Origin of the sequence: Deinococcus carri (genome assembly GCF_039545055.1) — a bacterium.
GTDB lineage: Bacteria > Deinococcota > Deinococci > Deinococcales > Deinococcaceae > Deinococcus > Deinococcus carri.
Genome location: NZ_BAABRP010000004.1, coordinates 151477 through 178417 on the forward strand (window position 1 = coordinate 151477; position 26941 = coordinate 178417).

The following is a 26941-nucleotide window of genomic DNA, read 5'->3' on the forward strand; positions in this document are numbered from 1 at the left end:
TCCGCGCCGTCCCTGGCCGCCGAACGCCCGTTTGCCGGGCAGGGCTTTCTGCTACCATTCGCGCAAGCACAAGCCAAAGCCCCTTGCCCCGTCCGGCCCACCCGGCGCGGCGGCTCCCGTGGAGGTTCACCCATGCAAAGGCCCACCCGACTGCTCCTGACCGCCCTGCTCGCCTCCTCGTCGCTGGCTCTGGCAGACGTGCGGGTGGGCGTGATCGTCTCCTCGACCGGCCCGGCGGCCAGCCTGGGCATTCCCGAGAAGAACACGGTCGCGCTGCTGCCGCAGACTATCGGCGGCCAGAAGATCGTCTACACCATCCTCGACGACGCCTCCGACACGACCGCCGCCGTCACCGCCGCCCGCAAGCTGATCCAGGACGGCAAGGTGGACCTGATCATCGGCACAACCACCACGCCCGCCTCGCTCGCCATGATCGACGTGGTGTCCGAGGCGAAGGTGCCCATGATCAGCCTCGCGGCCTCGGAAGCGATCATCAAGCCGGTGGACGCGCGCCGGGCCTGGGTGTTCAAGACCCCGCAGACCGACGCCCTGATGGCCGCCGCCATCGCACAGCACATGGCGCAAAACGGTGTCAAGACGGTGGGCTACATCGGCTTCAACGACGCCTACGGCGAGGGCTGGCTCGCGGAACTCCAGAAGAACGCGGCGGCGCGCGGCATCAAGGTGGTCGCCACCGAACGCTATGGCCGCAGCGACACCAGCGTGACCGGCCAGATTCTCAAGGTGATGGCCGCCCGCCCCGACGCCGTGCTGATCGGCGCGTCCGGCGTGCCCGCCGTGCTGCCGCAACGGACCCTGGGGGACCGGGGCTACACGGGCAAGATCTACCAGACGCACGGGGTCGCCAACGCCGACTTCCTGCGCGTGGGCGGCAAGGACGTGGAAGGGGCCATCCTGCCCGCCGGGCCGGTGCTGGTGGCCGACCAGCTTCCCGCGACCAACCCCACGCGCCGGGTGGGCCTGAACTACATGCAGGCCTACGAGAGCAAGTACGGCAAGGACTCGGTCAGCACCTTCGGCGCGCACATGTGGGACGCGGGCCTGATTCTGCAAAAGGCCCTCCCGGTGGCCCTGAAAAAGGCCAAGCCCGGCACGCCCGAGTTCCGCGCCGCCCTGCGTGACGCCCTGGAAGGCACCCGCAACGTGATCGGTGCCCACGGCATCTTCAACTACGGCCCCCAGGACCACCTGGGCCTGGATGCCCGCAGCCGCGTGATGGTGCAGGTCGTGAACGGCACCTGGAAGCTGATCAAGTAATACTGATTCCGATTAAAGGGTGTTGAAAACACCCGGAAATCCGACCAGAGGGAGAAGGAACAAGGGCGGATTCCGGGAGATGGATGAACAGGCGGTGCCCTCCCGACTGTTCAGGAATTGGACGGAATCCGTATAAGTCCGGGGAAAAGGCGGCGGGGCCGGGCGAGGGTGGCCCGGCCCCACCCTCTGCAAGGCCTGCGTGAAAGGAGGGTGGAGCATTGACGGAGAGCAAGGGGGACTGGCAGGCCGCTCTGCTGGAGCGGCTGGGCGAACGGGTCAGCCTTCAACCTGGCGACTTGAACGCCCACGCACACGACGAGGGCACGCCTTACACCTGCACCCCCGGCGCGGTGGTGTTCGCAGCCAGCGAGGCGGACGTGCTTGCCACGCTCGCAGTGGCCCGTGAGTTCGGAGTTCCGCTCACGCCCTGGGGAGCGGGGACCAGCCTGGAAGGGGCCGTGCTGCCCATGCCGGGGGCCATTTCCCTGGACCTGGGCGGCCTGGACACCGTGGGCGAGGTGGACCCGGTCGGCTTTACCGTGGCGGTCGGGCCGGGGGTGCGCCGGGTCGCGCTGAACCGCCGCCTGCGCCCGCACGGCCTGTTCTTTCCGGTGGACCCCGGCGCGGACGCCAGCCTAGGTGGTATGGCATCTACCAACGCGAGCGGGACCACCACCGTCCGCTACGGCGGAATGCGTGAGAACGTCGCGGCGCTGCGGGTCGCCCTGACTGACGGCCGGGTCCTGACCCTGGGGAGCGCCGCCCGCAAGAGCAGCAGCGGGTATGCGCTGAAGCACCTGTTCATCGGCTCGGAGGGCACCCTGGGGGTCATCACGGCGCTCACGCTGCGGCTGCATCCGCTCCCGCCCGCCACGGCCAGTGTGCAACTCGCGTTTCCCGACGTGGGGGCCGCCGTGCTGGCGAGCGTGACGGTGCGCGGCCTGGGCGTCACGCCCGAGCGGCTGGAGTTCGTGGACGCCGCGACCGTCCGCGCCGTGAACCGCCACCGCGACCGTCACGACCCGGAGGCCCCGACCCTCTGGGCCGAGGTGGCGGGCCGCGACGGGGCCGACGTGGAGGCCCAGCTCGCCCTGCTGCGCGAGGCGGCGGAGCTGCACGGCGGGCAGGTGGTGGGCGAGGCCCGCACGCCCGAAGCCCAGAGTGCGCTGTGGGCCGCCCGCCACGGGGTCTATGACGCGCTGCGCGCCGCCTGGCCCGGCCACGCCACCCGCATCGGGGACGTGTGCGTGCCCCTCCCCGCGCTGGGCGACACCGTGGCCCTCGCGTTGCACCTGCTGGAGGGGGCCGACCTGACCGCACCGCTGGTGGGCCACATCGGGGACGGGAACCTGCACCTGCTGATGCACGCGCCGCCGCAGGACAGCGGGACCTGGGCACGCATCGACCACGTGCTGCACGACCTCGCCGCACATGCCATCGCCGTCGGCGGCACCTGCACGGGCGAACACGGCGTGGGCCTGCGCAAACGCCCCTACCTGCGCGCCGAGCACGGGGAGGCCCTGGACGTGATGCGGGACGTGAAGGCCCTGCTGGACCCCCTCGGCCTGCTCAATCCCGGCAAGGTGGTCGGGGACCCCGACGCTCTGGTTGAATGGAGGAACGATGTTCCAGCCCGACCTTGAAGCCATGCCCCTGCCCGACCTGCGCGCCCTGCAACTCGCGCGGCTGCGTGACATGGTGGCCCGGCAGTTTGAACACGTCCCCGCCTACCGCGCGAAGTTCGCGGCGGCGGGCGTGACCCCGGACGACCTGTGGACCCTTTCCGACCTGGCCCGCTTTCCGCTGACCCGCAAGAGCGACCTGCGCGACAACTACCCGCTGGGCCTGACCGCCGTGCCCCGCGAGCAGCTCCGCCGCCTCCACGCCAGCAGCGGCACCACCGGCAAGCCCACCGTCGTCGCCTACGACGAGAACGACCTGGACGTGTTCGCGGAGGTGGTCGCGCGCAGCCTCCACGCGGCGGGGGCGCGGCCCGGCATGACCTTTCACAACGCCTACGGCTACGGCCTCTTTACCGGGGGGCTGGGGCTGCACGGCGGGGCCGAGCGCCTGGGGCTGAATACCGTGCCCGTGTCGGGCGGCGGCACCGAGCGGCAGGTGGGGCTGATTCTGGACCTGGAGCCGGAAGTCATCGCCTGCACGCCGAGCTACGCGCTGGTGCTGGCCGACGCCTTCGCGCGGCAGGGGGTGCGCCCGGAAGACCTCTCGCTGCGGTACGCGGTGCTGGGGGCCGAACCCTGGACCGAGAAGACGCGCCGCGAGGTGGAAGCCCGCCTGGGCGTTACCGCCACCAACATCTACGGCCTGTCGGAAATCATCGGCCCCGGCGTCAGCAACGAGGACGCGGCCGAGCAGCGGGGCAGCTACCTCTGGGAGGACCACTTCTACCCGGAAATCGTGGACCCCGAGACGGGCGAGGTGCTTCCCGACGGCGAGTACGGCGTGCTGGTCCTCTCGTCCATGACCCGCACCGCCCTGCCCGTGCTGCGCTACTGGACGGGCGACATCACCCGGCTGCTTCCGGAGGCGAACACGACCGGGCGCACCTTCCGGCGCATGGATCAGATTCGCGGGCGGGCCGACGACCTGATCATCCTGCGTGGCGTGAACGTCTACCCGACGCAACTGGAGGCCGTGCTGGTGGGGATGGGGCAGGTCAGCCCGCACTACCACGTGGTCCTGACCCGCACTGGCACCCGCGACGACCTCACCCTGCGCGTGGAGAGCGGGGACCGCGCGCCCGCCCTGCGTGACGAGATCGAGCGGCTGGTGAAGGTGCAGGTCGGCGTGACCGTGACCTGCGACCTGTGCGAACCCGGCAGCCTGCCCCGCAGCGAGGGCGGCAAGCTCCGGCGAGTGACGGACCTGCGCTCAGCCCAGTGAGGGTGCGGGCCGGGTCCGGCGCAGGAAGCGCGTCAGCAGCGCGCCCGCCGCCGTGAACAGGCCTGCCGTCAGGCCGAACCACAGCCCGCGCGGCCCCAGCCCCAGCGGGAAGGCCAGCAGTGCCCCGATGCCCAGCCCCACCACCCAGTAGGAGAGCAGCGAGATCAGCAGCGGCCAGCGGGTGTCATGCAGGCCGCGCAGGGCCGCGTTCGCCGTGACCTGTACCCCGTCCATCGTCTGAAACAGCGCGGCGATAGACAGCAGGACGGTCGCGGTGCCCACCAGCGCGGCATTGCGTGGGTCCCCCACACTGACGAACACGCCCAGCACCAGCCGCGGCGCGAGCAGTTCGAGCAGGGCAAAGGCCAGCATCACGCCCGCCGCGAGGCCGATGCCGGTCAGCCCGGCGCGGCGCGCCCCGGCCCGGTCCCCCGCGCCCGCCGCGTGCGCGACCCGGATACCCGTGGCGGTCGCCAGTCCCAGCGGCAGCATGAACACCGCCGTGATGACCTGAAGCGCGACGTTGTGCGCCGCGAGGGCCTCCGCGCCGAAGCGGGCCATCAGCAGCGCCGTCACGCTGAACATGCCGCCCTCTGCCCCCAGCGTCAGGCCGATGGGCCAGCCGAGGGCCAGCAGGGCGCGCACCTCTGAGCGCCGACGACCCAGGCCGGCCACCTGTGGGGCACGCCGCAGCGCCACGGGCAGCAGCGTGAGCGCCGTTCCCCAGGCAGTCAGGGCACTCGCCGCCGCCGCTCCCGCCAGCCCCAGCGTGGGCAGCGGCCCCCAGCCGAAGGCCAGCGCCGGACTGAGCAGGGAGACCAGCGCGACCCCTCCCAGGGCCACCGCCGTGACGGTGCGCGGCTGGCCGGTCCCCTCCAGCGTGCCGCGCAGCGCGGTAAAGGCCAGCAGCGGCGGCAACCCCAGCGCGTAGACCCGCAGGTACGTGGCCGCGAGGTCGGCCCGGATGCCCTCCGGCGCAAGGGCCGGGAGCCGCGCCGCCAGGCCCCACATCAGCGGCAACGCGAGGGCCGCCAGCAGCAGCGCCAGCAGCAACCCGCCCCGCATCGCCCGCGCCACGCCGACCCGGTCGCCCGCGCCGTGGGCCTGCGCCACCCGCGGCCCCACCGCCAGCATCATGCCCAGCAGCACCATGAACACCAGGGAATAGGTGGCGTTCGCGTAGGCCGCCGCCGCCAGTTCCGCCTCCCCCAGCCGCCCGATCACTGCCGTGCTCACCAGCATCAGCGCATTGGACGCGAACTGCGACACGACGACCGGCCCCGCCAGCCGGACGAGGGCGGTCAGTTCACCCCGTGCGGCGGGTCGGGGCAGAGAGGGAGCGGCGGAATCGGGCGTCACCCGAGGAGTGTAAGTCGCCCGTGCCCGCATGGGGCGGGGAGATGTCTGCCTGTCAGCCTGTCTCCTCCCCATCCGGCTCCAGGCCCAGCGGTTCCACGTCCCCCCCGGTAAACCGCTTGGTCAGCCAGCGGTCGAAGCGGGCCAGGCCCTCCGCCTGCCGCGCGTACGCGTCTTGCAGCAGCCGCAGCCGGGCGTGGATGACGCGCAGCCGCTCGTCGCTGAGGGGAATGTCCGCGCGCGTCCAGTCGCGGCGGTAGGTGCCGTCTAGCGTGTGGGTGGCGCGGCGCAGCGTGACCATGTCGCGCGCCTCGTCGAGCGGCACGCCCAGCGCACGCAGGTCCATCACGTCGCGCAGGAGCCGCAGCGCGTAGGGACCGTAGAGAGAGCGGCCCGACGCCGTGACCTGGTCGGGTGTCAGCAGCCCCAGCTCGGCGTAGTGCATCACCGTCCGCCGTGTCACGCCCGCCTCGCGCGCGAGTTCCGCCGTCGTGTAGAAGGTGACGGCCTGCCCCGGGGTGGGCGGCGCGGTCAAGGCGTGACCACCACTTTGCCGGTCACGCGGCGCTCCAGCAGGGCGCGCAGGGCCTCCGGGGTGCGCTCCAGCGGGTAGCGTTCGCTGACCAGCGGCCTGACCGTGCCGTCTGCCACCCAGCCCAGCAGCCGGGCCATGTTGCGGGCGTTGGCTCGCGGGTCACGCCGGGCGAACTCGCCCCAGAACACGCCCACCAGCGAGGCCCCTTTCAGCAGCGGCAGGTTCAGCGGCAGCTGGGGAATCTCACCGCCCGCGAAGCCCACCACCAGATACCGCCCGCCCCAGCCGATGGAGCGGAAGGCCGGTTCCGCGAGGTCGCCCCCCACTGGGTCGAAGATGACATCTGGCCCCTTGCCCCCCGTCAGTGCCTTGAGGCGTTCCCGCAGGTCCCCCGTGGTGTAGTTCAGCGTCTCGTCCGCGCCGTGTTCGCGGCAGAGGTCCAGCTTCTCTTCCGTGCTGGCCGCCGCAATCACGCGCGCCCCCAGTGCCTTGCCAATCATCACCGCCGCCAGCCCCACGCCACCCGCCGCGCCCAGCACCAGCAGCGTCTCGCCCTCTTTGAGCTGTGCCCGGTCCACCAGCGCGTGCATCGAGGTGCCGTAGGCCAGCGGCAGGCCCGCCGCCACGGCCACATCCAGCCCGTCCGGCAGTGGCATCACGACCGGGGCGGGCGCGAGCAGCTTCTCGGCAAAGGCTCCCGTGCCCGTAAAGGCCACTGCCCGCTGGCCGGGCCGCAGGTGCGTGACGCCCTCGCCCACCGCTGCGATGACCCCGGCGGCCTCCGCGCCAGGCGTGAAGGGCAGGGGCGGCTTGACCTGATACTGCCCCATCACCATCAGCGCGTCGGGGTAGTTCACGCCTGCCGCCTGCACGTCCAGCACGACCTCGCCGGGGCCGGGCGTGGGGTCGGGGACGGTCTGGACGGTGAGGGCTTCGGGTTCGGCAAAGGCGGTGCAGATGAGGGCGCGCATGGGAAAACCTCCAGGGGACTGTGCTTTTCCCCTCTCCCCGCGTGGGACTCGTAGAGCTGCGGAGCAGAGAGGGGCCTTGCGGAGCAAGGGGGTGAGGGGGAAGCGAGCCAACCAATTCTCCCCCATCTTAACGCCCACGTTCAAAGTTGACGTGCGCGGACACTCTGGATAGGCTCACGGCACAGCCCCACCCGCCCCCCGGAGGAAGAATGGTCCCCGCCCACGAGTTGCTCCCGTTCATCCTGGCCGTCCTGACGCTGTTCGTGATTCCCGGCCCCGCCGTGATGCTGATTCTCACGCAGAGCCTCAGCCAGGGGCGAGCAGCGGGGGTGGCGACGGCGGTGGGCCTGGCGCTGGGAGACGCTGTTCACGCGGGGGCGGCGGCCCTCGGTCTGACCGCGCTGCTGGCCTCCTCGGCCACGCTGTTCGCGGCAGTCAAGTGGCTGGGGGTGCTGTACCTGCTGTTCCTGGCGGTGCAGGCATGGCGGGACCGGACGCCGCTCGCACTGCCTTCCGCTGCACCCAAAGCCAGCCGCAGCCCCGGCAGCAACGTGGGCAAGGCCGCCCTCACCGAAATCCTGAACCCCAAGACCGCCCTCTTCTTCCTGTCGTTCCTGCCGCAGTTCGTCCGCCCCGAGCAGGGCGCGGTGCTGCCCCAGATGCTGATGCTGGGGGGCGTGTTCGTGCTGCTCAGCCTGGTGTATTCCGCTGGCCTGGCCCTGACGGCGGGCGGCCTGTCGGGCTGGCTGCGTTCTCGTCCCGCCGTGCTGCGCTGGCAGGGCAAGGTGGTCGCGGGCGTGTACGTCGCCCTCGGCCTGCGCCTGGCCCTGCAATCGCGCGACTGATTCTGGCCCCTGGCCCCCTCACCCCCAAGGAGACTCCCTGTATGGCCCCCTTCCTGTCCCGCCGTGACCTGCAATTCCAGCTTTATGAAGTGCTGGACACCGCTTCCCTGCCCCAGCGCCCCCGTTTCGCGGAACATAGCCGCGAGGTCTACGACGACGTGCTGAACCTCGCCTACAACGTCGCCGACCGCTATTTCGCCAACCACGCCCGCGAGGCCGACCTGAACGAGCCGCACGTGGTGGACGGCAAGGTGAAGTTGGTCCCCGCCGCCGCCGAGGCAATGAGAGCCTTCCGTGAGGCGGGCTTTTTCAGCGCTCACGCCGACGAGGAACTGGGCGGCCTGCAACTGCCCCACGTGGTCGCGCAGGCCATGCACGCGCACTTCAAGGCGGCCAACATCGGCACCAGCAGTTATCCCTTCCTCACCATCGGCAACGCCAACCTGCAACGGGTCTTCGCCTCGCCCGAGCAGCAGCGCAAATACATGCTCCCCCTGCTGGAAGGCCGCTGGTTCGGCACGATGGCCCTCTCCGAGCCGCACGCGGGGTCGGGCCTGGCGGACATCACGACCACTGCCACGCCGAGGGAGGACGGCACCTACGCCATCACCGGCACCAAGATGTGGATTTCGGCAGGCGAACACGAACTGTCGGAAAATATCGTCCACCTCGTCCTGGCGCGCATCAAGGGTGCCCCGGCGGGCGTGAAGGGCATCTCCCTCTTCATCGTGCCCAGATACCGGGTCAATGAGGACGGCACGCCCGGCGAGTCCAACCATGTCGTCCTGGCGGGCCTCAATCACAAGATGGGTTACCGGGGCACCACCAACACGCTGCTGAACTTCGGGGAGGGCGGCGAGACGGTCGGCGAACTCATCGGCGAGCCGGGGCGCGGCCTCCAGTACATGTTCCACATGATGAACGGGGCGCGCATCGGCGTCGGCATGGGCGCGGTGATGCTGGGCTACGCGGGCTACCTCGCCAGCCTGGAATACGCCCGCGAGCGGCGGCAGGGACGGCACGCCAGCAACAAGGACGCGGCCAGTGAACCCGTCCGCATCATCGAACATGCCGATGTGCGCCGCCTCCTGCTGCGGCAGAAGAGCATCGTGGAGGGCGGCCTGGCGCTGGGCCTTTACGCCGCGCACCTCGAAGACGAAATCGAAACCGGCCCGGAAGAGGACCGCGAGGACAACGCCCTGCTGCTGGACCTCCTCACGCCCATCGTCAAATCCTGGCCCAGCCGGTACAGCCAGGAGGCGCTCAGCGACGCGATTCAGGTGATGGGCGGGGCCGGGTACACCCGTGACGCCCCGGTGGAGATGTACTACCGCGACAACCGCCTCAACCCCATCCACGAGGGCACCGAGGGCATCCAGGGCAACGACCTGCTGGGCCGCAAGGTGACGCAGGCGGGCGGGCGCGGGCTGAAGGTGCTGCTCGGGCGCATCCAGGCCGACCTGAAGGCGTCGGAGGGGCTGGAAGGCCTGGACGAGATTCGCCCGGCGCTTGGGCAGGCGGTCCAGCAGAGTACGGCGGCCCTGCAAACCATCCTCGCCCAAGCCCCCGAACTCGGCCCCAACCTTTTCCTCGCCAACGCGAACAGCGCGCTGGAGATGCTGGGGCACACCGTCATCGGCTGGATGTGGCTGCGGCAGGCCATGGCAGCGGCCCGCGCGCTTCCGGGGGCACGCGGCGACGACGCCGACTTCTACCGGGGCAAGCTCCAGGCCGCCCGCTTCTTCGCCACCCACGAACTGCCGAAGGTGAAGGCCCACGCGGACCTGCTGGCAAGCGCGGACCGGACGACCTTCGAGATGCAGGACGCCTGGTTTTGATGGAGCGGTCAGCTTTCAGCGGTCAGCCGTCAGCAGAAGGGGACTTCCGGCGGGTCAGGGTCGGGGGGCGTGCCCTCGCGTACACCGAGGTTTCCCCGGCCCGGCCCCGCGCGAACGTCCTCTTCCTGGCCTGGCTGGGCGGGTCGCGGCTGGGGTGGCAGGGCGTGGTGGAGGCAATAGGTGACGAATACCGTGCCCTCGCCCCCGACCACCGCGACACGGGGGATTCGGAGGCTTTCGCGGACCCCTACCTGCTGGCCGACCTCGCGGACGATGCCGCCGATTTTCTGCGGGCAGTGGACGCCGCGCCCGCCTTCGTCGTCGGCCTCAGCATGGGCGGTATGGTCGCCCAGCACCTCGCCCTGCGGCACCCGGACCTGGTGCGCGGGCTGGTGCTGGTGTCCACCACGCCGGGCGGCGCAGATTCCACCCCGGCGACCGAGCGGGGGCGGGCGGCCCTCTTCCTGCCCGCTGACATGGAAGCGCAGGAACGGGCGCGGCAGGCCCTCACGCTGATGACGCACGAGGGGTTCGCGGCGGCCCACCCGGAAGCCCTCGACCTGGCCGCCGCGAACGCCGCCCGCCATCCCATGAGCGCCGAGAGCTTCAAGCGGCAGTTCCGGGCGATTCGGGCGCATGACGTGACTGCCGACCTCGCCCGCATCACGGTGCCCACCCTGGTGCTGCACGGCGAGGGGGACGACCTGATTCCCCTGCCCAACGCCGAACGACTGGCCGCAGGAATTCCGGGGGCCGCGTTGCGGGTCTACCCCTCCACCGGGCACATGCCGCACCTCGAACGCCCGGCGGAGTTCCTGCACGACCTGTGCGGGTTTCTGGCGGCCCACAGGGGCGAGGGGTAAGCGTTCGCCTCAGGGCTGGGGCAGCAGCCCCGTGACCAGCCGCCAGACCACTTCCGGCAGCGTCTCCAGCGCGTAGGGCAGATGCACCCGTTCGAGCCGCTGGTGGTATTCCCGGCCCCAGGGACCGACGTTCACGGTGGGAAAGACCGGAAAGGGGAGGCCAGCGTCTTCCCCCGCGTCCACGAAGGCCGGGACCGCCGTGTTGGCCTGCACGTCCCGCTGGCGGCCCTGGTCGGGGGGCGCACCCAGGAAGCTCATGTCGGAGATGCCCGCGAAGAACTGACGCACCGACAGCGGGGGCTGCGTGGAGGCCGCCACATAGAGGGCCACCTGCCGCAGCCGCTCGCCTGCTGGGCCATGTCCGGTGACGTGCGTGTGGGGGTAGTGCAGGCCCGCGAAGCCCACCACCGCCACCGGACCGCGCAGCCCTGCCTGACGGGTCAGCCAGTCGGTGACCTCGCGGCTGGCGTCCAGGGGATTCGTGGCCTGCGCGTGCTGCTGCACCAGCGCCTCATACGCGGCCTGCACGTCCGGCCCCCCGGCCTCCAGGACGAGTTGCCGGAGTGCCCCGAAGGTCAGTACACGCGGCGGGCTGTCGGTGGTCTTCAGCCCCAGCGCCGCCGCCCGGCGGGCCTGCTCGCGGATGACGGTGTGCATGGCGTCCCCGACCTCCGAGCAGAACAGGTCCAGCACCTCGGCGGGGGTGCGGCGGTGGGTCAGCACGTTGTAGGCGCTCCACACGCGGTCGGGGGTGGTCACGTCGTACCCGCCGCGCAGGTCGCGCAGTTCCAGGCAGGCGGGGGGCGGGGCACTCTCGCCGTGCGCGTGGTCGGCAAACTCGGGGTTGGTGTCCAGCCGCCGCAGCAGTTCGGCGCTCATCGCGTGGGCGCTGAGGCCCTCGAAGGGGTAGCCCGCGTGGGTGCCCCGCCCCAGCATGAACACGAAGGGCAGAAGCTTGCCTACCGTGCCCAGGGCGATGCTGCGGCCCTGCGCCCCGTCGCCCAGGTCACTGGTGGCGTCCAGGTTGATGCCCGCCGCAAAGGTCAGCCCCCACCGCTGCGCGGTCTCCCCCAGCGCGTGCCGGGCGGCGCGGGCACCCCGCGAGCGGTCCTCCTCGTCGGGGGAGAGGACCACCAGCAGGTTGCCCCGCCGCCCCGGGGCCTCCAGCCAGTGTTCGAGGACACTCAGGCCCGCCGCGATGCCGCCTTTCATGTCCAGCACGCCGCGGCCGGGCAGGAAGTCGCCCCCCGCCAGGTCGTCCCAGGCCAGGCGCTCGCCCGCGTCCGGCGACAGGGGCTGTAATTCCTCCAGCAGCGCGGCCCGCAGCGCCTCCGGCTGGTGCGCGAGCGGCGCGAGGCTCCCGTAGGGGTCCACGCTCACGGTGTCGTAGTGCCCCGACAGGATGACCGTCTCCGGCCCTTCCCCCCGGACCAGGGCCAGCAGGTTCTCGGGGCCGCCCCCCAGGGCAGGCTGCCGCCACAGGTGTTCGGGATGTGCCTGGAAATAGGGATGCTCGGCCAGGGCCGTATGCAGCCGGGGGGCGAAGGCCTGTTCGTCCAGGCTGCCCGTCACACTGGGCCAGCCCACCAGGAGGTCGAGCCAGGCACGGGTGCGGGGTGCCCATGAGGCGGCGGCAGAGGGGGTGGTCAGGTCGGGTGCGGAGGTCACGCCGCCAGCGTAGGAACCGGCAGGCCGCCGCGCTACCACGGGCACGCATGGCGGCGGTTAAACTATGCGTGAACGTCATGGCCCTTCCCGACCGCCTTTCGCCTGCCGCCGGGCTGCGCCCCCTCGTGAAGCCCGCGCTGCTTCAGGCGCTGGTGGCCGTGGCCGAGGCGGGCAGCTTCAGCCGGGGCGCGGCCCACCTGGACGTCACGCAGTCCGCCGTCAGCCGCTCGGTTGCAGAGCTGGAGCGCGAGCTGGGGGTGCGCCTGCTGCGCCGCACGCCCCAGGGCGCTCACCTCACCCCGGCGGGCGAGCGGGTGCTGGAGCGGGCCAGGCACATCCTGACCCTGCTCGACCTGCTGCACGACGACGCCCGCGCTTCCGGCGAAATCACCGGCACCGTGCGCATCGCCTGCTTCCGTAGCGTCGCCACGCACCTCCTGCCGCCCCTGATGGCCCGGACGCGCCTGGCCTATCCGCAGGTGCGCCTGGAGATTCACGACGCCTGCCTGGAAAGGGCCGATGTCGAGCGGGCCGTGCTGACGGGCCGGGCCGACTTCGGGGTGGGCCAGCTTCCCGCCGACCCGCGCCTGGTGGCCTCCCCCCTGCTGACCGACGAGTACCTGCTGGTGACGAACGCGGCCGACCCGGCCCCCCTCCCCCTGGCTGGCCCGTACCTCCAGCACGGCCTGACCACCCTGCCCGCCATCACGGAGGCGCTGAAGGCCCTGGGCCTGCCGGGCACCCCCGCGATGTGCCTGTCGGAGGAAACGAGCATCCTGGCGCTGGTCGAGAGGGGCTTGGGCTTCAGCGTTCTGCCCCGGCTGGTGTTGCCCGCCGCGCTGCCCGGCGTCCGCCTGCAAGCCTTTCCGGGCCGGGTCGCCCGCACGCTCGGGGTGTTGCGCCTGCCGTCGGGGGCACGTTCCCCCGCCGCGCGTCTCCTGCTGGCCGCCGTGCTGGACGCGGCGCATCCGGCTGTTCCGCCCCAGGAATAGGCTGCCGGGTTCGTCCCCCGCCCTCTCCCGCTGACCTGCCGGTGTCCCCGCACGTTCAAAATTGACGCGCACGTACATTTTCCTTATGGTGAGGGTGCAATTCCAACTTGTCTGGCACAATCCCACCCCCGGAGGTACACCGATGGCACTCAAGGACCTGTTTGACCTGACCGGTAAGGTCGCCCTCATCACCGGAGGCTCGCGCGGCCTCGGGCTGCAAATCGCGGAGGGGCTGGGCGAGTACGGCGCGACCGTTGTCCTGACCGCCCGCAAGCAGAAAGAACTCGACGAGGCGCAGACCCACCTGGCGGCCCTGGGCATCACCGCACACGTGTACGCCCACGACCTCTCGCAGTTCGAGACCATCGAGCCGCTGGTCGAGCGCATCCACAACGAGGTCGGCCCGATTCATGTCCTGGTCAACAACGCCGGGGCCACCTGGGGCGCGCCCGCCGAGGAGTACCCCTTCGACGCCTGGCTCAAGGTGATGAACCTCAACGTGAACGGCATGTTCCTGCTGACCCAGGCGGTGGGCAAGCACTGCATGATTCCCGCCCGGTCGGGCCGCATCATCAACGTCGCCTCGGTGGCGGGCCTCAAGGGCAACAACCCGCGCATGGCCGGAACGCTGGCCTACAACACGTCCAAGGGCGCGGACGTGAACTTCACCCGCGCGCTGGCCGCCGAGTGGGCCAAGTACGGCATCACCGTCAACTCCATCTGCCCCGGCTACTTCCCCACCAAGATGACCAAGGGCACCCTCGCCTATGGTGAGGAAACCATCCTCGCCCACACGCCCCTGGGCCGTCTGGGCGGCCCCGAGGACCTCAAGGGCCTCGCGCTGCTCCTCGCCAGCGACGCCTCCGCGTACATGACCGGGCAGAACATCGCGGTGGACGGCGGGGTGACGGCGATTTGAGGCTGGGAGCTATGAGCGGTGAGCTATGAACCAGCACCCGGACGCTTTTGCTTTTGGCGTCAGCCCTCTTTTTCATAGCTCATAGCTCACGGCTCAGAGCCTAAAGGAGGCTACCCATGACCCTGACTTCCCTCGAAGACCTCCGCGCCCGCGTGGGCCAGGAACTCTCGCTGTCCGACTGGGTGACGGTCACGCAGGAGATGGTGAACCAGTTCGCGGACGCGACGGGCGACCATCAGTTCATCCACGTGGACCCGGAGCGGGCCGCGCAGACGCCCTTTGGCGGTCCTATCGCGCACGGCTTTCTGACGCTGTCGCTGCTGGCGGGGTTCTTCCGGACGCAGGGCAGCTTTCCGCAACTGGCCGGGACGCGCATGGTGGTGAACTACGGCCTCAACCGCGTGCGCTTCATCGCCCCAGTGCCCGTGGGCAGCCGCCTGCGAAATCGCGCCGTGCTGCTGAACGTCGAGGACGGCCCCGGCTACGCGCAACTGACGGTTGCCAACACCATTGAGATTGAGAATGCCCCCAAGCCTGCCGCGACTGCCGAAACGGTGATGCGGGTGTATTTGTGACGGCGCTGGACGGCGCGGAAGCGGTGACTTTCGCGCAGAGCGTGCTGGATTCTCAGCCCTTCAGCGTGCTGGTCGGTGCGCGGGTGGAGGCGATGTCGCCTGCGGGCGTGGTGGTGCGCGTCCCTTTCCGCCGGGACATCACGCAGCACCACGGCTTCGCGCATGGGGGCGTGCAGGCGGCGCTGGCCGACATCGCCCTCACCTTCATGGGCGCGGCGGCGCTGGGGCCGAGCGTGCTGACCAGCGAGTTCAAAATCAATTTCGTGCGGCCCGGCCTGGGCGAGGCCCTGGTCGCCCGTGGCAGCGTTATCAGTGCCGGGAAGCGGCAGGCCGTGACCCGCTGCGACATTTTTGCTGTGCAGGCGGGCGAGGAAAAGCTGGTCGCCACTGCACTCGGCACCATCGTGATGGCGGACGTACCCCCGGCGGGAGGCGGCGGGTGAAACTCCGCACGGTCCTCGGCGCTGCCCTCGCCGCTGGCCTGGGCTGGCTGCTGTTCGCGCCCACTCGGGTGCGGCCGGTGGCCTGGGAAGGGCCGGGGCTGCCCCCCTCGCGCACGAGCGGCCCCTACGCCGACAACGGGCGGCTGAACACCGCCGAGCTGCTCGCCCCCGTTCCCGGCCTGAAGGCCCCCGAATCCGTGGCTGTGGATGCCCAGGGCCGCCTCTACAGCGGCTTCGAGGGCGGCGCGGTGGTGCGCTTCCAGCCGGACGGGACTGCGCCGGAAGTCTTCGCTGACACGGGAGGTCGTCCCCTGGGCCTGCGCTTTCACCCCGACGGCAATCTGCTGATTGCCGACGCGCTGCGCGGCCTGCTGCGGGTCGGGCCGGAAGGCTCGGTGCAGGTCCTCGCCACCGGGGCGGAGGGCGTCCCCTTCCGCTTCACTGACGACCTGGATGTGGACCGGGCGGGCCGCTTCGTCTACTTCACCGACGCTTCGAGCAGGTACGGCTGGCCGCACGAACTGCTCGACCTGCTCGAACACGGCGGGCACGGGCGGGTGCTGCGGCATGACCTCCACACCGGCGAGACGGTCGTGCTGGCCCGTGGCCTCAATTTCCCCAACGGCGTGACGCTCGGCCCGGACGAGGCGTACCTGCTCGTGACCGAGACGGGAACGGCGCGGGTTCACCGCCTCTGGCTTGCGGGCGAGCGGGCCGGGACGCTGGAAGTCTTTGCCGATAGCCTCCCCGGCTACCCCGACAACGTGCGCTTCGACGGCGCGGGCACCTTCTGGGTGGCGCTGCCCAGCCGCCGCTCGCCCCTGCTGGACGCTGGAGCGCGCCAGCCCTGGCTGCGGCGTGTGATTGCCCGCATTGCCGAACGTGCCCACCTGCCCCTCCCCGAAGAATCCATGCTCGTCGCCCTCGACCTGAAGGGCCGCCCGGTCGCGTTCGCGCAGGGGAGCGGTTCGGCCAGTTACAGCTACATCACGCAGGTGCTGCCGGTCGGTGACGCCCTGATTCTGAGTTCACTGCACGGCCAGACCCTCGCCCGCGTGCCGCTTGCCCAGGTGCGCCCATGAGCCAGCCGGACATGGCGGCAGCCCTGGAACGGCTGAGGCAGGCCGTGGAAACCAGCGGCTTCACGCGGTTCATGGGCACCCGCCTCACCCGGCTGGAGGCGGGGTGCGCGGAAATCGAACTCGACCTGCGCCCCGACCTCACCCAGCACCACGGCTACGCGCACGGGGCGGTCGTCGGCTACCTCGCGGACACGGTGAGCGCCTGGGCGGCCTCCTCCGTCGCGGGGGACGTGGTGACCGCCGAGTACAAGCTGAACCTGCTGGCCCCCGCGCGGGGCGAGATGCTGTGGGCACGCGGCGAGGTGCTGCGCTCCGGTCGCCGTCAGGTGGTCGTGCGCGCCGAGGTGTACGCCCGAAGTGGCGGGAAAGACACTCTGGTCGCGGCGGCGCTGGCGACCATTGTTCCAGTCGGGGGCGGGGCATGACCGTCTACCTGCTCGAACGGGACGGCGTGCTGCTCGCGCGGATGCCGCTGCGGAGCGTCGAGCCTTTCGCCATTCACTGCTACTTTCAGCCGACGCCCGCTTTCGAACCGTACCGCCCCCTCTTCGACGAGGAGGCCGCCCTGACGGAACAGATGACCCGCGATGACGCTGCTGCCCTGCTGGAAAGAGCGGAAGACCTTCTTGAACGCATTCTCGCCCTGGGGTTCACCCTCCGGCGTGAGGGCGGCGGTCTCTACCGCGAGGTGCTGCTGGGCATCGAGGGCGACACGGCCAGTTTTCGCCCCCTGAGTCCAGAGGAGGAACCCCTATGACCCTGTTCGACGTTTCGCCCCGCACCCAGAACCTGCACGCCCGCCTGACGGCGTTCATGGACGAGTACATCTATCCCAACGAGGCCGAGTTTCACCGCCAGGTGGAAGGGGGCAACCGCTGGGAACACGTGCAGCTGATCGAGGACCTCAAGCCCCGGGCGCGGGAGCAAGGCCTCTGGAACCTCTTCCTGCCGCCGGGCAGCGACCCCCAGGGTCAGTTCGGGCCGGGCCTCAGCAATCTGGAATACGCCCCGCTGTGCGAGGTGATGGGCCGGGTGTGGTGGGCACCCGAAATCTTCAACTGCAATGCGCCCGACACCGGGAACATGGAGGTGCTGGCCCGCTACGGCACGCCCGAACAGCAGGAGCAGTGGCTCGTGCCCCTCCTGAACGGCGAGATTCGCTCCGCCTTCTCCATGACCGAGCCGGGGGTGGCCTCCAGCGACGCGACCAACATCGAGTCCAGCATCGTGCGCCAGGGCGACGAGTACGTCATCAACGGGCGCAAGTGGTGGACCAGCGGCGCGGGCGACCCCCGCTGCAAGATCAGCATCTTCATGGGCAAGACGGACCCGACTGCGCCGCGGCACCTCCAGCAGTCCATGATCCTGATTCCGATGGATACCCCCGGCGCAACCATCGACCGCATGATGACCGTTTTCGGCTACGATGACGCGCCGCACGGCCACGCCGAGATGACCTTCGAGAACGTCCGTGTGGCCGCCACTAACATGCTGTTGGGCGAGGGCCGCGGCTTCGAGATCGCGCAGGGCCGCCTGGGGCCGGGCCGCATTCACCACTGCATGCGCCTGATCGGGCAGGCCGAACGCGCGCTGGAACTGATGGTGCAGCGCAGCGGCCAGCGCGTCGCCTTCGGCAAACCGCTCGCCGGGCACCAGCACATCCGTGAACTGATTGCCCAGAGCCGCATGGAAATTGACCAGGCCCGCCTCCTGACCCTGCAAGCCGCGCACATGATGGACACGGTGGGCAACAAGGCCGCGCGCGGGCAGATCGCCGCCATCAAGGTGGTCGCGCCGAACGTCGCCCTGCGCGTCATAGACCGCGCCATCCAGGTTTTCGGCGGCGCGGGCGTCAGCCAGGACACGCCCCTCGCCATGATGTACGCCCAGGCCCGCACCCTGCGCCTGGCGGACGGCCCCGACATCGTGCATGTCGAGACGGTGGCGAAGGAGGAACTGCGGCGGCAGGGCGTGGACGTGCGGGCGAAGCGGGGATAGGGCAGGCTCAAAGTTATAACGGGGTTATAATCAACCATGCAAAAGCGTCTAACTACTATCGGCAAATCCAGGGCGGTCATTCTCCCCAAGGAACTGCTGGAACTCTACGGCTTCGGGGACGAGGTGGAGATTGAACCCACCGAGGGCGGCCTGATTCTGCGTCCGGCCCGTAAAGGGATGAGCTTTGCCGAGGCCAAAGAGAAACTGTTCCGCGAGAAGCGTGAACTCCTTGAGCGCCTCAGCAACGCATGACGGTCTACCTGATGCCCGAACAGGTGCTGGAGTTACACGACGAGGCCCTCACGGCCTTCGGAGGTACACCCGGCATCCGGGACACGGGCGCGCTCGCCTCCGCACTGGCCCAGCCCGCCATGGAGGCGTTCGGAATGGAGCTTTACCCGTCTCTGGTGGAAAAGGCCGGCGCTTATCTCTTCTTCCTCGCCCGCAACCATGCCTTCACGGACGGCAACAAGCGGACGGCTTACGCCGCTGCCTCCGTGTTTCTGCTGCTCAATGGCGGAGAACTGACAGGCCCGGACGACGCCGTATTTGCCCTCGTCCTCCGCACAGCTCAGGGGCACTTGTCCGACCCCAGGGCTGTGGCGGACGAGTTGGGACACCTCGTCACGCTGTCCTAGGGCCTGAACATCAAGGAGCCTGCACATGGACTTCCAGAAGAAAGTCACCGTCGTCACCGCTGCTCGCTGCGATGTGGAGGGGAGCCTGCGGCAGGCGGTGGACCTGAGAGGGAAACGTGGCTAGCGCCCCCGCGTCAGGTTGCACGCTCCAGCGCCCGTTCCACGAAGGCGTTCAGGCTCAGCCCTTCGCTGCGGGCGCGGGCAGCGGCGCGGGCGTGCAACTGCGGGCTGATGCGGAGGTTAAAGCGCCCGCTGAGAGGTTTCTCCGGTTCCTCGCCCCGCTCGGCGCAGAAAGCCAGATAATCGTCCACGCTGTCCCGGAATGCCTGGCGCAGTTCGTCCACGCTCCGGCCCTGGAAGGTGATCACGTCGCGCAGGTTCAGAACCTCGCCGTGAAACAGGTCCGCTTCGTCGTCGAAGGCGGCCGTGCCTACGTAACCCTTGTACTCCATCATGGCGTCACTCCTGCGTTTTCCAGAAACCGCCGCACGCTGACCAGGGCACCCCGGTCCGTCTCCTTTTCCGGGTGGGGTCGGTGGAAGACCGCCCGCACCCCGTTCAGGGCCACGCGCACCCGGCTTCCGGCCCCCTCGCCGATGTCCGCTTCCAGGGCTTTCAATAAGGCCTTGATGTCTGCCCAGGCTACGTCGCTGCGTGTGGGTTGTTCGAATACCCGTTCAAGAGTCCGGCGCTGGCGGGTATTCACGGCCGTATAGTACCGCTTTTCAGTACCAAAAGGGAGGGAAGGTATGGACTTCCAGAACAAAGTCATCGTCGTCACCGGGGCCGCTTCCGGCATCGGCCTCGCGCTCGCCACGCGCTTCGTGCAGGAGGGCGCGACTGTGATCGCCTCCGACCGCAATTTGGAGGGGGGCGAGGCGCAGGCGGCACAGATCGGCGCGCGCTTCGTCCCCGCGGACGTGTCGCAGGAAGAAGGCGTGGCAGACCTGATCGCGGATGTGTTAGGCCATGAGGGCCGCATCGACCTCTTCTGCTCGAACGCGGGCATCGCGGTGGGCGCGGGGCCGGAAACCGAGAACCGCGTCTGGGACCTGATCTACCGCGTGAATGTCATGAGTCACGTCTGGGCGGCGCGGCACCTGCTCCCGCACTACCTGGAGCGCGGCGAGGGCTACTTTCTCAACACAGCGTCGGCGGCGGGCCTGCTCACCGAGCTGCACTCGGCCCCCTACGCGGTCACTAAGCACGGCGCGCTCGCCTTCGCGGAGTGGCTGGCGATCACCTACGCCGACCGGGGCATCCGGGTGTCCTGCCTCTGCCCCGAGGGCGTCCAGACGCCGATGATCCAGAACGCGCCGATTCTCCAGCAGACCGCCATCAGCACGGACGAACTGGTGGACGTGACCCTGCGGGCACTGCGCGAGGAGCGCTTTCTCATCACCACGCACCCCACCACGCTGGCGGGCTTTCAGCTTAAGGGGCAGGATTACGGTACCTGGCTCGGCAAGATGGTGCGGCTGCGCGGCAAGGCGATGGCGTTGCTGGAGGGACAGCAGGTCGCCTTCCCAGCGGGTGAGGCCCCCCGCACCGAGGGCCACCCATGACCCGGCCCGACACGGCCCCCGTCCGCCCCGGCGAGGAACTGCCCCTCCCGGCCCTGCGGGAGGCATTGCGCGGGCGGGTGGAGGGGGATGTGGACCAGCTCACCGTCGAGCAGTTCCCCGGCGGCTTCTCCAACCTGACCTACCTCGTGCGGCTGGGTGAGGGAGCGGACGCCCGCGAGTACGTCCTGCGCCGCGCGCCCCTCGGCCCGGTGGCGGCCAAGGCCCACGACATGCCGCGCGAGTACCGCCTGCTGGAGCGGGTACATCCGGTGCTGCCCGTCGCGCCCGAGCCGGTGCTCCTGGTCGAGGACACCTCGGTACTGGGTGCCCCGTTCTACCTGATGGAACGGCGGCGCGGCACAGTGGTCCGCACGAAGCTCCCGCCGGAATATGCTGCCCTGCCCGATGCCCCCCGCCAGCTCTCGGAGGCTCTGGCCGACACGCTGGCGGACCTGCACGCGGTGGACATCGACGCGGCAGGTCTGCGCGACCTCGGCAAACCCGAGGGCTTCAACGCCCGGCAGGTGGAGGGCTGGGCGGGGCGGTGGCGGCGCGCCCGCACCGATGATCTGCCCCCGCCCGAGGAGCTGCACGACGAGGACGTGATCGCCTGGCTGCTGGCCCACACGCCCGCCGAATCCGCCCACACCCTGGTCCACAACGACTTCAAGCTCGACAACCTGATGCTGGACCCGCAGGACCCCGCGCAGGTGGTCGCGCTGCTCGACTGGGAGATGACCACCGTGGGCGACCCCCTGGTGGACCTGGGCCTGACGCTGACCTACTGGACGATGCCGGAACAGCCGGGCCGGGAGGTCAGCCACGTGGGGGCCAACGCGCCGGGCTTCCTGTCTCGCGAGGACTTCCTGGCGCGCTACGTCGCCCGCAGTGGGCGTGACGTGTCGAAGGTGGCGTGGTACGAGGTGCTGGGCCACTTCAAGCTGGCCGTGATCGTGCAGCAGATCTACGCCCGCTACCGCGCCGGGCAGACGAAAGACCCCCGCTTTGCCCCACTGGGTCAGCAGGCGGCGTGGTTGATCGGGGAGGCGTGGCGGCGCATTCAGGCGGCCCAAGACGGGGTGGCACAGGACGGGGCTGCACAGCCGTGAGCGAGCTGATCCTCGTCCGGCATGGGCAGGCCACCCCCTTCGAGGCCGACACTGACCGCCTTTCCCCGCTGGGCGAGGCGCAGGCCCGCGCGGTGGGCGCGTATCTGGCAGAGGCCGGGGTAGAGCCGACCGACGTGATCAGCGGCTCGCTGGTCCGTCAGCGCGAGAGTGCGCGCCTCGCGGCGGAGGCAGCGGGCGGCGGCTGGCCCGCACCCCGCCTCGACCCCCGCCTCGCCGAGTACGACGGCGACGGTCTGACGCGCCTTCTCGCGCCGCTGCTGGCCGCCCGTGACCCCGATTTCGGCGCGCTGGTCCGCGCCTACGAACAGGAACGGCAGGGGCCGCAGCGCAACCGGCACCTCCAGCGGATGCTCGAACCCCTTACCGCCGCCTACCTGCGGGGCGAGCTGACCCATGAGGAGGTCGAACCCTGGGCCGACTTCCGCGCCCGCATCCACGCTTTCCTGCACGAGCTGCTAGCCGGGCCTGCCGGGCGCACCGTCCTGGCCTTTACCTCCGGCGGCGTCATCGGCGTGACAGTGGCCGCCGTGCTGCGTGCCCCCGACGCCTCCGCCCTCACGCTGAACTGGCGGGTGAAAAACGCCAGCCTGACCCGCCTGACCTACGGCGGCGGGCGCGCGAGCCTCGACAGCTTCAACGAAACCGCCCACCTGCCGGAAAGCCTCTCGTCCTGGCGTTAGCGCCCTGCTGGCCGCTGGTCGCCCCCAAGGAGAAAATATGCCCCTCGACCCCCACCTGAAAGAAGTCCTGCTCCAGATGGCCGCCGCCCCCGAACCCGGCAGCCTGGAGGAAATGCGCGCTGCGGTCATCGCCAACTCGGCGCGGATGCCCCAGCGCCCCGTGACCATCGCCGGAACGCGCGACCTGACGATTCCCGGCCCGGCCTCTGACCTGCCCGCCCGCCTCTACACGCCGGAAGGGGAAGGGCCGTTCCCACTGACCGTGTTTTTCCACGGTGGCGGCTTCGTCGCGTACTCCCTTGAAACGCACGACAGCGTGTGCCGCGAGCTGTGCGCCGGGGCGAGCACCGCCGTCCTGAGCGTGGACTACCGCCTCGCGCCCGAACACCGCTTCCCGGCGGGGGTGGAGGACGCCTACGCCGCCCTGGTCTGGGCTGCCGCCCACGGGGAAGAACTCGGCGCGGACACCTCCCGCCTGGCCGTGGCCGGGGATAGCGCGGGGGCCAGCCTCTCCATCGCCTGCACCCTGCGTGCCCGTGACGAGGGCGGTCCCCCGCTGCGCGCCCAACTGCTGATTTACCCCGCCGCCGACTTCGTGAACGTGGACCGCTACCCCAGCCGCCGCGAGAACGCCGAGGGGTACTTCCTGACGGAAGAGCGCATGAAGTTTTTCGGGCAGATGTACCTCTCAGACCCCAACCATGCCACGCACCCGCACGTCTCGCCGCTGCATGCCGCCGACCTCGCGGGCCTGCCGCCTGCCCTGGTCCTGACCGCCGAGTTCGACCCCCTGCGCGACGAGGGGGTCGCCTACGCCGAGGCGCTGAATGCGGCGGGGGGCCGCGCCACGCACCAGCCCGGCCCCGGTATGATTCACGGCTTCGCCAACATGACCGGCCTCTCGCCCGCTGCCGCTGCCCTGCTGGACCAGGCGGCGGCATGGCTGGGGGCGGAACTGGGGTAGGGGGGCCTCCGCGGGGGGCGGGTGCTGCATGTAGAGCAATTGACGTAAAAAGGCTCCCTCTCCCCTTGCTTCGCAAGGCCCTCTCCCGCAAGGGGAGAGGGTCAACCATCCTCCCCACTCTGAGCGCATTCTTTTGTCAGATGCAGGGGGGAAGGCGGGGACAACGGCCCTGCCTCCCGCCGCCGTTACTCCCCGCGCTGCGGCCCTTCCGCACCTTCCACGAGGGGCACCCTCAGCCCGTCCAGCAGGGTCAGGAGGGCGGGGGACAGGGGGGCCGCCTGTTCTCCCGCCAGCCTCGCACGCAGCGGGGCGAAGAAGCGCTGGACCTCGCTGTTGGCTCCCGGACGGGCCAGGGCGAGGTCGAGCAGGGTGCGGGCGCTGCCGCTCTGGTGCTCGCGGGCCAGCACGTCGGCCAGGCCGCCCAGGGCCTCCGCCAGAACCGAGGGCGCGTCGCACTGGGCGGCCAGGTGGGCACCCTCCAGGTAGCGGGCGCGGGCCTCATGCAGGTCGCCCAGGCCGATCAGGGCGTGCCCGAGGTTGACCAAGGCGTTGGCACTCTCCCAGTTCTGCCCGGCGTCCTGGGTCTGGCGCAGCACGCGGCGGCTCAGGTAGGCGCTCTGGTCGTACTCGCCCCTCAGCAGGGCCACCCAGGCCATGCCGGTGAGGTTCAGGGTCTGGCCCGCCAGCCCGCCGTAGCTGCCGTGCAGCGCCAGCGCCTGCTCGAACAGCGCGTGCGCCTGCGCCAGGTCGCGGCGCTCGCTGGCGGCCATCGCGGCGGTGTTGAGCAGGTCGGCGTGAAGCTGGGGTTGATCCAGCGCCTCCACCTGACGCAGCGCCTCCTGCACGTGCGTCTGCGCCGCCGCGAGGTGGCCCAGATACACCTCGCTGCGGGCCTGGCCGCCCAGCGCACGCACGGCGAGCACGGGGGCCGCCCCCGTCGCCTGCGCCCGGCGGTGCGCGGCCGCGAACAGCGTCACCGCCTGCCCGTAAGCGCTGCGGCGGTGCAGGATGCGTGCCTCTGTGAGCAGGGCGTGGGTGAGCAGGCCCGAGTCCTGAAGCTGCTCGGCCTGGGTGTGGGTGCGCTGGGTGAGCCGGTGCGCCTCCGCGTGCTGGCCGAGGTGCTGGAGGGTGTCTGCCAGCGCCAGGTGCAGCCCCACCGACAGCCGGGTGGGGGGGCCGGACTGGGTGTGCAGCGCGGTGTGCAGGTCCTCCCAGGCGTCGTAGAGGGAGGTGCGGGCCAGGCGGTAGGGGGTCAGGCGCAGCAGCAGGTGCAGCAGGGCCGGGTCGGGGGCCAGGGGGGGGCGCAGGTGTCCGCTCAGCAGCGAGCGCAGCACCGGATACTGCGTATCGAGGTGCCGGAACCAGGCCGCGCTGAGGTCCGGATGGGCCGACACGATAGCCTGCGCATGGGCCAGCGCCCGCTCCTGTGCCCGCTGGCGGATGCCGGGATAGTGTTGCAGGTGCGTCTGGCCCTGGCGCAGCAGGGTGTCGGGCAGGCGGTACAGGCCGCCGCCGACCGGTTGCAGCACGTGATGCCCCAGCAGGGCCGTCAGCAGGAAGGGCGAGGCCTCCGACACCTGTTCGGCCCAGGGCAGGTCGAAGGGACCGCCAAAGGTGCTCAGGGCCGCCAGCACCCGCCGCTCCGAGGTTCCGAATTCGCGCCAGGGTGTTCCGCCCGGCAGGACCGGGCCGCCGCGGTGCAGGTGCGCGGCCGTGCCGGACAGGCCAAAGGTCCGGACCAGCGGCAGCAGCGCCTCCAGCGTGCCGGGTTCGCCACCCACCTCGCGGGTCAGGCGGTCCAGGGCGGCCCCGTCCTCCTGCTCCTGGCCCGCGGGCAACTGCACTGCCAGCGCCGCGCGGACCTCGGCGTCCGGGAGGGGCGCGAGCGGCAACGTGGCCTCGCCTGGCAGGCCCAGCGGGGCCAGGGCGGTCACGATGATGCGGGTGGAGGGGCTGAGCGCCAGCAGCGTTTCCAGGGCCACGGCGGGGAACCGTGACGGGTCCAGCCCCCCCAGCAGCAGCAGGGTGGGCCGCCGTTCCAGCAGCCGCCCGACCGCGTGCGGGTCCACTGGGGCCGCCGCCTGGCCGACCAGGGCCTGCGTGATGCGGGCCAGCACCGCGTCGGGAGCCTGCCCCCCCTCCAGCCGGACCTCGAAGGTGCCGCCCGCGTAGGCTCCCCGCGCCTCCCACAGCAGCTGGCGGGCCAGGCGCGTCCGGCCGCGGCCCGGCGGGCCGGTCAGGGTCAGCAGCGGGTGGTCCCGCAGAAGTTGCGTGGCCTCCCGCATGTCCCCCGCGCGCCCATACAGGTAGGGCAGGTGGGGCGGGGTTCCCTGGGGCAGGTGGCGCAGCACGGCCGCCTCCCAGTCGTCGGGTGGGGCCTGGGTGAGTGCGGCCACGGACTGACGGCGCAGCCGGGCTTCCAGCAGCAGCGCCGAGAGCCAGGGGGACAGCCGGGCGGGCAGCCCCTCCACCCGGCGGGCCAGCCAGGTCCGGGCCTCCTCGCCCAGCGGCTGCCCGGCCTGCGCCTCGGCCAGCGCCAGAATCGCCCCGTCGCTCAGGGGCGGCAGGGATAGCGTGGTCTGGCCTTCCGGGTCCGGCACGCTCTGCCCGGTGATCACCGCCTGCGCCCGCCCCAGCAGCCGACCCAGGTCCGCGCGGGTGTGCGGGTCCAGGTACGCCGGCGTATCGAGCAGCACGGCCAGGGGCCGTTCGGGATGCAGGTGGGCGGTCAACGTGCCGGGTAGGCCTGCCACGGGGACGCCGCCGAGCGACGCGGTGCTCCACGCGCCATATTGCCGCCGCGCCCGCACCGGGTCGGCCTGCACCCGCAGGGTCTGGTACCCCAGGCTCTGGGCCACCAGGTCCAGCTCCCGCAAAAACGCGCTCAGGCCCCCGCCGGGAGGGGCCTGCACGCCCAGACGGCCCGCCCGCCGCAGGGCCGCCTGCAAAAAGGCCAGCGCCTGTGCCCGGCTGAGGTCGCGCTCCAGCAGCCGGGGCGTGACCTCGTCGCCGGATGGCCGCGGCGCGGTGTCGTCCTGCACCACCCGGCCCTTGCCCTGGCGTTTGGCGGCGTAGAGCCGGGCGTCGGCCAGGGCAAACAGGGCCTGCGGGTCGGGGGGCTGACCCGCCCGCTGCCGGGCCTCCCGCTGCTGGGCGGCCTCCAGGTCCGCCACCCCCATGCTGACCCGCAGCGGGCGGTCGGGGCGCGCGGCCAGCGTTTCCAGCAACTGCTGTCCCCAGGCGGCCAGCGCCCGGCAGGGCACATCCGCCAGCACCGCGAACTCGTCGCCGCTCAGGCGGTACGCTTCCCAGCCGGGAGGCAGGTGGGCGCGCAGACTGGCCGCCACCGCCCGCAGCGCCTCGTCACCCGCCAGATGCCCGAAAGTATCGTTGATCAGCTTGAGGTGGTCGAGGTCGCACAGCAGCAGCGCGCAACCGCTCCCCGCCGCCACCCGCGCCTCCAGATCCGCCTGAAAGGTTTCGCGGGTGTGCAGGCGCGTCAGATGGTCCCGGAGGGCAGCGTGCCTCACATCTCAGATTGTGACAGTCCCGCCGCCCGGCCTCTACACACCCGGACGGCGGCAGGGGCAGGGCGGCGCGGCGGGGTGGGCGGATACGGCTTGCGCCCGGTTCCGGGGCAGCCGGGAGACCATCGACTGTTCAGCCGTCTCCCGGAACCCGCCGCTTCTCCTCCTCT

The 26941-nt window shown here is 70.9% G+C and carries 27 protein-coding genes; 20 read left to right on the plus strand and 7 right to left on the minus strand.

Features of this window, described 5'->3' with window-relative positions; genetic code table 11:
* Positions 1–132 precede the first annotated feature (132 nt).
* The 3 genes from ABEA67_RS08085 to paaK all read left to right on the plus strand — a co-directional run bounded on the left by ABEA67_RS08085 (position 133) and on the right by paaK (position 4182).
* Positions 133–1278: an ABC transporter substrate-binding protein gene (locus ABEA67_RS08085; RefSeq protein ID WP_345463553.1), complete on the plus strand. Its 1146-nt coding sequence runs from the start codon at positions 133–135 to the stop codon at positions 1276–1278.
* Positions 1279–1496: 218 nt separating this feature from the next.
* Entirely contained in the window at positions 1497–2921 is a 1425-nt protein-coding gene (locus ABEA67_RS08090) for an FAD-binding oxidoreductase (protein WP_345463556.1), read from the plus strand.
* Positions 2902–4182 carry a phenylacetate--CoA ligase PaaK gene (paaK, locus tag ABEA67_RS08095; protein WP_345463559.1) on the plus strand — a complete coding sequence of 427 codons (1281 nt, stop codon included), beginning with the start codon at positions 2902–2904 and terminating at the stop codon, positions 4180–4182. Before ABEA67_RS08090 ends, paaK begins: the two co-directional genes overlap by 20 nt.
* Here paaK and ABEA67_RS08100 read toward each other — a convergent pair.
* Genes ABEA67_RS08100 through ABEA67_RS08110 form a run of 3 tightly spaced genes read right to left on the minus strand, consistent with a single transcriptional unit; the run spans position 4171 to position 7044 of the window.
* Positions 4171–5571 (minus strand): MATE family efflux transporter, encoded by a 1401-nt coding sequence (locus ABEA67_RS08100; RefSeq protein ID WP_425557163.1) that lies wholly within the window; start codon positions 5569–5571, stop codon positions 4171–4173. The two genes, paaK and ABEA67_RS08100, sit on opposite strands and share 12 nt — an antisense overlap.
* 22 nt (positions 5572–5593) lie before the next feature.
* A complete protein-coding gene (locus ABEA67_RS08105) occupies positions 5594–6073 on the minus strand; it encodes a MerR family transcriptional regulator (RefSeq protein ID WP_345463565.1) in 480 nt (159 codons plus the stop codon).
* Positions 6070–7044: an NADPH:quinone oxidoreductase family protein gene (locus ABEA67_RS08110; RefSeq protein WP_345463568.1), complete on the minus strand. Its 975-nt coding sequence runs from the start codon at positions 7042–7044 to the stop codon at positions 6070–6072. The genes ABEA67_RS08105 and ABEA67_RS08110 overlap by 4 nt, the downstream gene beginning before the upstream one ends.
* Positions 7045–7253: 209 nt before the next feature.
* Between ABEA67_RS08110 and ABEA67_RS08115 the strand changes: the two genes are divergently transcribed.
* Genes ABEA67_RS08115 through ABEA67_RS08125 form a run of 3 tightly spaced genes read left to right on the plus strand, consistent with a single transcriptional unit; the run spans position 7254 to position 10590 of the window.
* Positions 7254–7889 (plus strand): LysE family translocator, encoded by a 636-nt coding sequence (locus ABEA67_RS08115; RefSeq protein WP_345463571.1) that lies wholly within the window; start codon positions 7254–7256, stop codon positions 7887–7889.
* Positions 7890–7930: 41 nt separating this feature from the next.
* Entirely contained in the window at positions 7931–9727 is a 1797-nt protein-coding gene (locus tag ABEA67_RS08120) for an acyl-CoA dehydrogenase (RefSeq protein WP_345463574.1), read from the plus strand.
* Complete coding sequence (locus ABEA67_RS08125; protein ID WP_345463577.1) at positions 9727–10590, plus strand: alpha/beta fold hydrolase; 864 nt, start codon at positions 9727–9729, stop codon at positions 10588–10590. The genes ABEA67_RS08120 and ABEA67_RS08125 overlap by 1 nt, the downstream gene beginning before the upstream one ends.
* A gap of 9 nt (positions 10591–10599) precedes the next feature.
* Here ABEA67_RS08125 and ABEA67_RS08130 read toward each other — a convergent pair whose 3' ends face one another.
* Positions 10600–12258, minus strand: coding sequence for a M20/M25/M40 family metallo-hydrolase (locus ABEA67_RS08130; protein WP_345463580.1), 1659 nt, complete (start codon positions 12256–12258; stop codon positions 10600–10602).
* Positions 12259–12335: 77 nt separating this feature from the next.
* Between ABEA67_RS08130 and ABEA67_RS08135 the strand changes: the two genes are divergently transcribed.
* From ABEA67_RS08135 to ABEA67_RS08180, 10 genes are all read left to right on the plus strand, one after another.
* The gene (locus ABEA67_RS08135) at positions 12336–13250 is read left to right on the plus strand and encodes a LysR family transcriptional regulator (protein WP_345463582.1); all 915 of its coding nucleotides are present in this window, start codon (positions 12336–12338) and stop codon (positions 13248–13250) included.
* Positions 13251–13392: 142 nt separating this feature from the next.
* Positions 13393–14169, plus strand: coding sequence for an SDR family oxidoreductase (locus tag ABEA67_RS08140; protein WP_345463585.1), 777 nt, complete (start codon positions 13393–13395; stop codon positions 14167–14169).
* A gap of 116 nt (positions 14170–14285) precedes the next feature.
* A complete protein-coding gene (locus tag ABEA67_RS08145) occupies positions 14286–14744 on the plus strand; it encodes a MaoC family dehydratase (protein WP_345463588.1) in 459 nt (152 codons plus the stop codon).
* Positions 14741–15187: a PaaI family thioesterase gene (locus ABEA67_RS08150; protein WP_345463591.1), complete on the plus strand. Its 447-nt coding sequence runs from the start codon at positions 14741–14743 to the stop codon at positions 15185–15187. Before ABEA67_RS08145 ends, ABEA67_RS08150 begins: the two co-directional genes overlap by 4 nt.
* Complete coding sequence (locus ABEA67_RS08155; RefSeq protein ID WP_345463594.1) at positions 15184–16269, plus strand: SMP-30/gluconolactonase/LRE family protein; 1086 nt, start codon at positions 15184–15186, stop codon at positions 16267–16269. Before ABEA67_RS08150 ends, ABEA67_RS08155 begins: the two co-directional genes overlap by 4 nt.
* Positions 16266–16694: a PaaI family thioesterase gene (locus ABEA67_RS08160; RefSeq protein ID WP_345463596.1), complete on the plus strand. Its 429-nt coding sequence runs from the start codon at positions 16266–16268 to the stop codon at positions 16692–16694. The genes ABEA67_RS08155 and ABEA67_RS08160 overlap by 4 nt, the downstream gene beginning before the upstream one ends.
* The gene (locus ABEA67_RS08165; RefSeq protein WP_345463599.1) at positions 16691–17026 is read left to right on the plus strand and encodes a hypothetical protein; all 336 of its coding nucleotides are present in this window, start codon (positions 16691–16693) and stop codon (positions 17024–17026) included. Before ABEA67_RS08160 ends, ABEA67_RS08165 begins: the two co-directional genes overlap by 4 nt.
* Positions 17023–18267: an acyl-CoA dehydrogenase family protein gene (locus ABEA67_RS08170; protein ID WP_345463602.1), complete on the plus strand. Its 1245-nt coding sequence runs from the start codon at positions 17023–17025 to the stop codon at positions 18265–18267. The genes ABEA67_RS08165 and ABEA67_RS08170 overlap by 4 nt, the downstream gene beginning before the upstream one ends.
* Before the next feature lie 36 nt (positions 18268–18303).
* Complete coding sequence (locus ABEA67_RS08175) at positions 18304–18519, plus strand: AbrB/MazE/SpoVT family DNA-binding domain-containing protein (protein WP_345463605.1); 216 nt, start codon at positions 18304–18306, stop codon at positions 18517–18519.
* Positions 18516–18905, plus strand: coding sequence for a type II toxin-antitoxin system death-on-curing family toxin (locus ABEA67_RS08180; RefSeq protein ID WP_345463607.1), 390 nt, complete (start codon positions 18516–18518; stop codon positions 18903–18905). The genes ABEA67_RS08175 and ABEA67_RS08180 overlap by 4 nt, the downstream gene beginning before the upstream one ends.
* A 134-nt stretch (positions 18906–19039) precedes the next feature.
* Here the strand turns inward: ABEA67_RS08180 and ABEA67_RS08185 are convergent, their stop codons facing one another.
* Together ABEA67_RS08185 and ABEA67_RS08190 are read right to left on the minus strand one after the other, a co-directional pair.
* The gene (locus ABEA67_RS08185) at positions 19040–19360 is read right to left on the minus strand and encodes a type II toxin-antitoxin system HicB family antitoxin (RefSeq protein WP_345463609.1); all 321 of its coding nucleotides are present in this window, start codon (positions 19358–19360) and stop codon (positions 19040–19042) included.
* Positions 19357–19611, minus strand: coding sequence for a type II toxin-antitoxin system HicA family toxin (locus ABEA67_RS08190; RefSeq protein ID WP_345463611.1), 255 nt, complete (start codon positions 19609–19611; stop codon positions 19357–19359). The genes ABEA67_RS08185 and ABEA67_RS08190 overlap by 4 nt, the downstream gene beginning before the upstream one ends.
* A gap of 43 nt (positions 19612–19654) precedes the next feature.
* Here ABEA67_RS08190 and ABEA67_RS08195 point away from each other — a divergent pair, with 43 nt between their 5' ends.
* Genes ABEA67_RS08195 through ABEA67_RS08210 form a run of 4 tightly spaced genes read left to right on the plus strand, consistent with a single transcriptional unit; the run spans position 19655 to position 23244 of the window.
* On the plus strand, positions 19655–20470 hold the full coding sequence (locus tag ABEA67_RS08195) for an SDR family NAD(P)-dependent oxidoreductase (RefSeq protein WP_345463613.1): 816 nt from the start codon (positions 19655–19657) through the stop codon (positions 20468–20470).
* Positions 20467–21579, plus strand: a complete 1113-nt coding sequence (locus tag ABEA67_RS08200) for a phosphotransferase family protein (RefSeq protein ID WP_345463616.1) — start codon at positions 20467–20469, stop codon at positions 21577–21579. Before ABEA67_RS08195 ends, ABEA67_RS08200 begins: the two co-directional genes overlap by 4 nt.
* Complete coding sequence (locus ABEA67_RS08205; RefSeq protein WP_345463619.1) at positions 21576–22280, plus strand: histidine phosphatase family protein; 705 nt, start codon at positions 21576–21578, stop codon at positions 22278–22280. The genes ABEA67_RS08200 and ABEA67_RS08205 overlap by 4 nt, the downstream gene beginning before the upstream one ends.
* A gap of 37 nt (positions 22281–22317) precedes the next feature.
* A complete protein-coding gene (locus ABEA67_RS08210) occupies positions 22318–23244 on the plus strand; it encodes an alpha/beta hydrolase (RefSeq protein WP_345463622.1) in 927 nt (308 codons plus the stop codon).
* Positions 23245–23429: 185 nt separating this feature from the next.
* On the opposite strand, the gene ABEA67_RS08215 is transcribed toward ABEA67_RS08210, so the two are convergent.
* Positions 23430–26774 (minus strand): diguanylate cyclase domain-containing protein, encoded by a 3345-nt coding sequence (locus ABEA67_RS08215; RefSeq protein ID WP_345463625.1) that lies wholly within the window; start codon positions 26772–26774, stop codon positions 23430–23432.
* Positions 26775–26941: the final 167 nt, after the last annotated feature.

Coding starts and splice junctions, on each gene's coding strand:
- ABEA67_RS08135 (WP_345463582.1), top strand. CDS start 12,336: ATGGCCCTTCCCGACCGCCTTTCGCCTGCCGCCGGGCTGCGCCCCCTC.
- ABEA67_RS08210 (WP_345463622.1), top strand. CDS start 22,318: ATGCCCCTCGACCCCCACCTGAAAGAAGTCCTGCTCCAGATGGCCGCC.
- ABEA67_RS08140 (WP_345463585.1), top strand. CDS start 13,393: ATGGCACTCAAGGACCTGTTTGACCTGACCGGTAAGGTCGCCCTCATC.
- ABEA67_RS08110 (WP_345463568.1), bottom strand. CDS start 7,044: ATGCGCGCCCTCATCTGCACCGCCTTTGCCGAACCCGAAGCCCTCACC.
- ABEA67_RS08195 (WP_345463613.1), top strand. CDS start 19,655: ATGGACTTCCAGAACAAAGTCATCGTCGTCACCGGGGCCGCTTCCGGC.
- ABEA67_RS08180 (WP_345463607.1), top strand. CDS start 18,516: ATGACGGTCTACCTGATGCCCGAACAGGTGCTGGAGTTACACGACGAG.
- ABEA67_RS08115 (WP_345463571.1), top strand. CDS start 7,254: ATGGTCCCCGCCCACGAGTTGCTCCCGTTCATCCTGGCCGTCCTGACG.
- ABEA67_RS08100 (WP_425557163.1), bottom strand. CDS start 5,571: ATGCGGGCACGGGCGACTTACACTCCTCGGGTGACGCCCGATTCCGCC.
- ABEA67_RS08085 (WP_345463553.1), top strand. CDS start 133: ATGCAAAGGCCCACCCGACTGCTCCTGACCGCCCTGCTCGCCTCCTCG.
- ABEA67_RS08160 (WP_345463596.1), top strand. CDS start 16,266: ATGAGCCAGCCGGACATGGCGGCAGCCCTGGAACGGCTGAGGCAGGCC.
- ABEA67_RS08125 (WP_345463577.1), top strand. CDS start 9,727: ATGGAGCGGTCAGCTTTCAGCGGTCAGCCGTCAGCAGAAGGGGACTTC.
- ABEA67_RS08165 (WP_345463599.1), top strand. CDS start 16,691: ATGACCGTCTACCTGCTCGAACGGGACGGCGTGCTGCTCGCGCGGATG.
- ABEA67_RS08185 (WP_345463609.1), bottom strand. CDS start 19,360: ATGATGGAGTACAAGGGTTACGTAGGCACGGCCGCCTTCGACGACGAA.
- paaK (WP_345463559.1), top strand. CDS start 2,902: ATGTTCCAGCCCGACCTTGAAGCCATGCCCCTGCCCGACCTGCGCGCC.
- ABEA67_RS08200 (WP_345463616.1), top strand. CDS start 20,467: ATGACCCGGCCCGACACGGCCCCCGTCCGCCCCGGCGAGGAACTGCCC.
- ABEA67_RS08145 (WP_345463588.1), top strand. CDS start 14,286: ATGACCCTGACTTCCCTCGAAGACCTCCGCGCCCGCGTGGGCCAGGAA.
- ABEA67_RS08170 (WP_345463602.1), top strand. CDS start 17,023: ATGACCCTGTTCGACGTTTCGCCCCGCACCCAGAACCTGCACGCCCGC.
- ABEA67_RS08120 (WP_345463574.1), top strand. CDS start 7,931: ATGGCCCCCTTCCTGTCCCGCCGTGACCTGCAATTCCAGCTTTATGAA.
- ABEA67_RS08175 (WP_345463605.1), top strand. CDS start 18,304: ATGCAAAAGCGTCTAACTACTATCGGCAAATCCAGGGCGGTCATTCTC.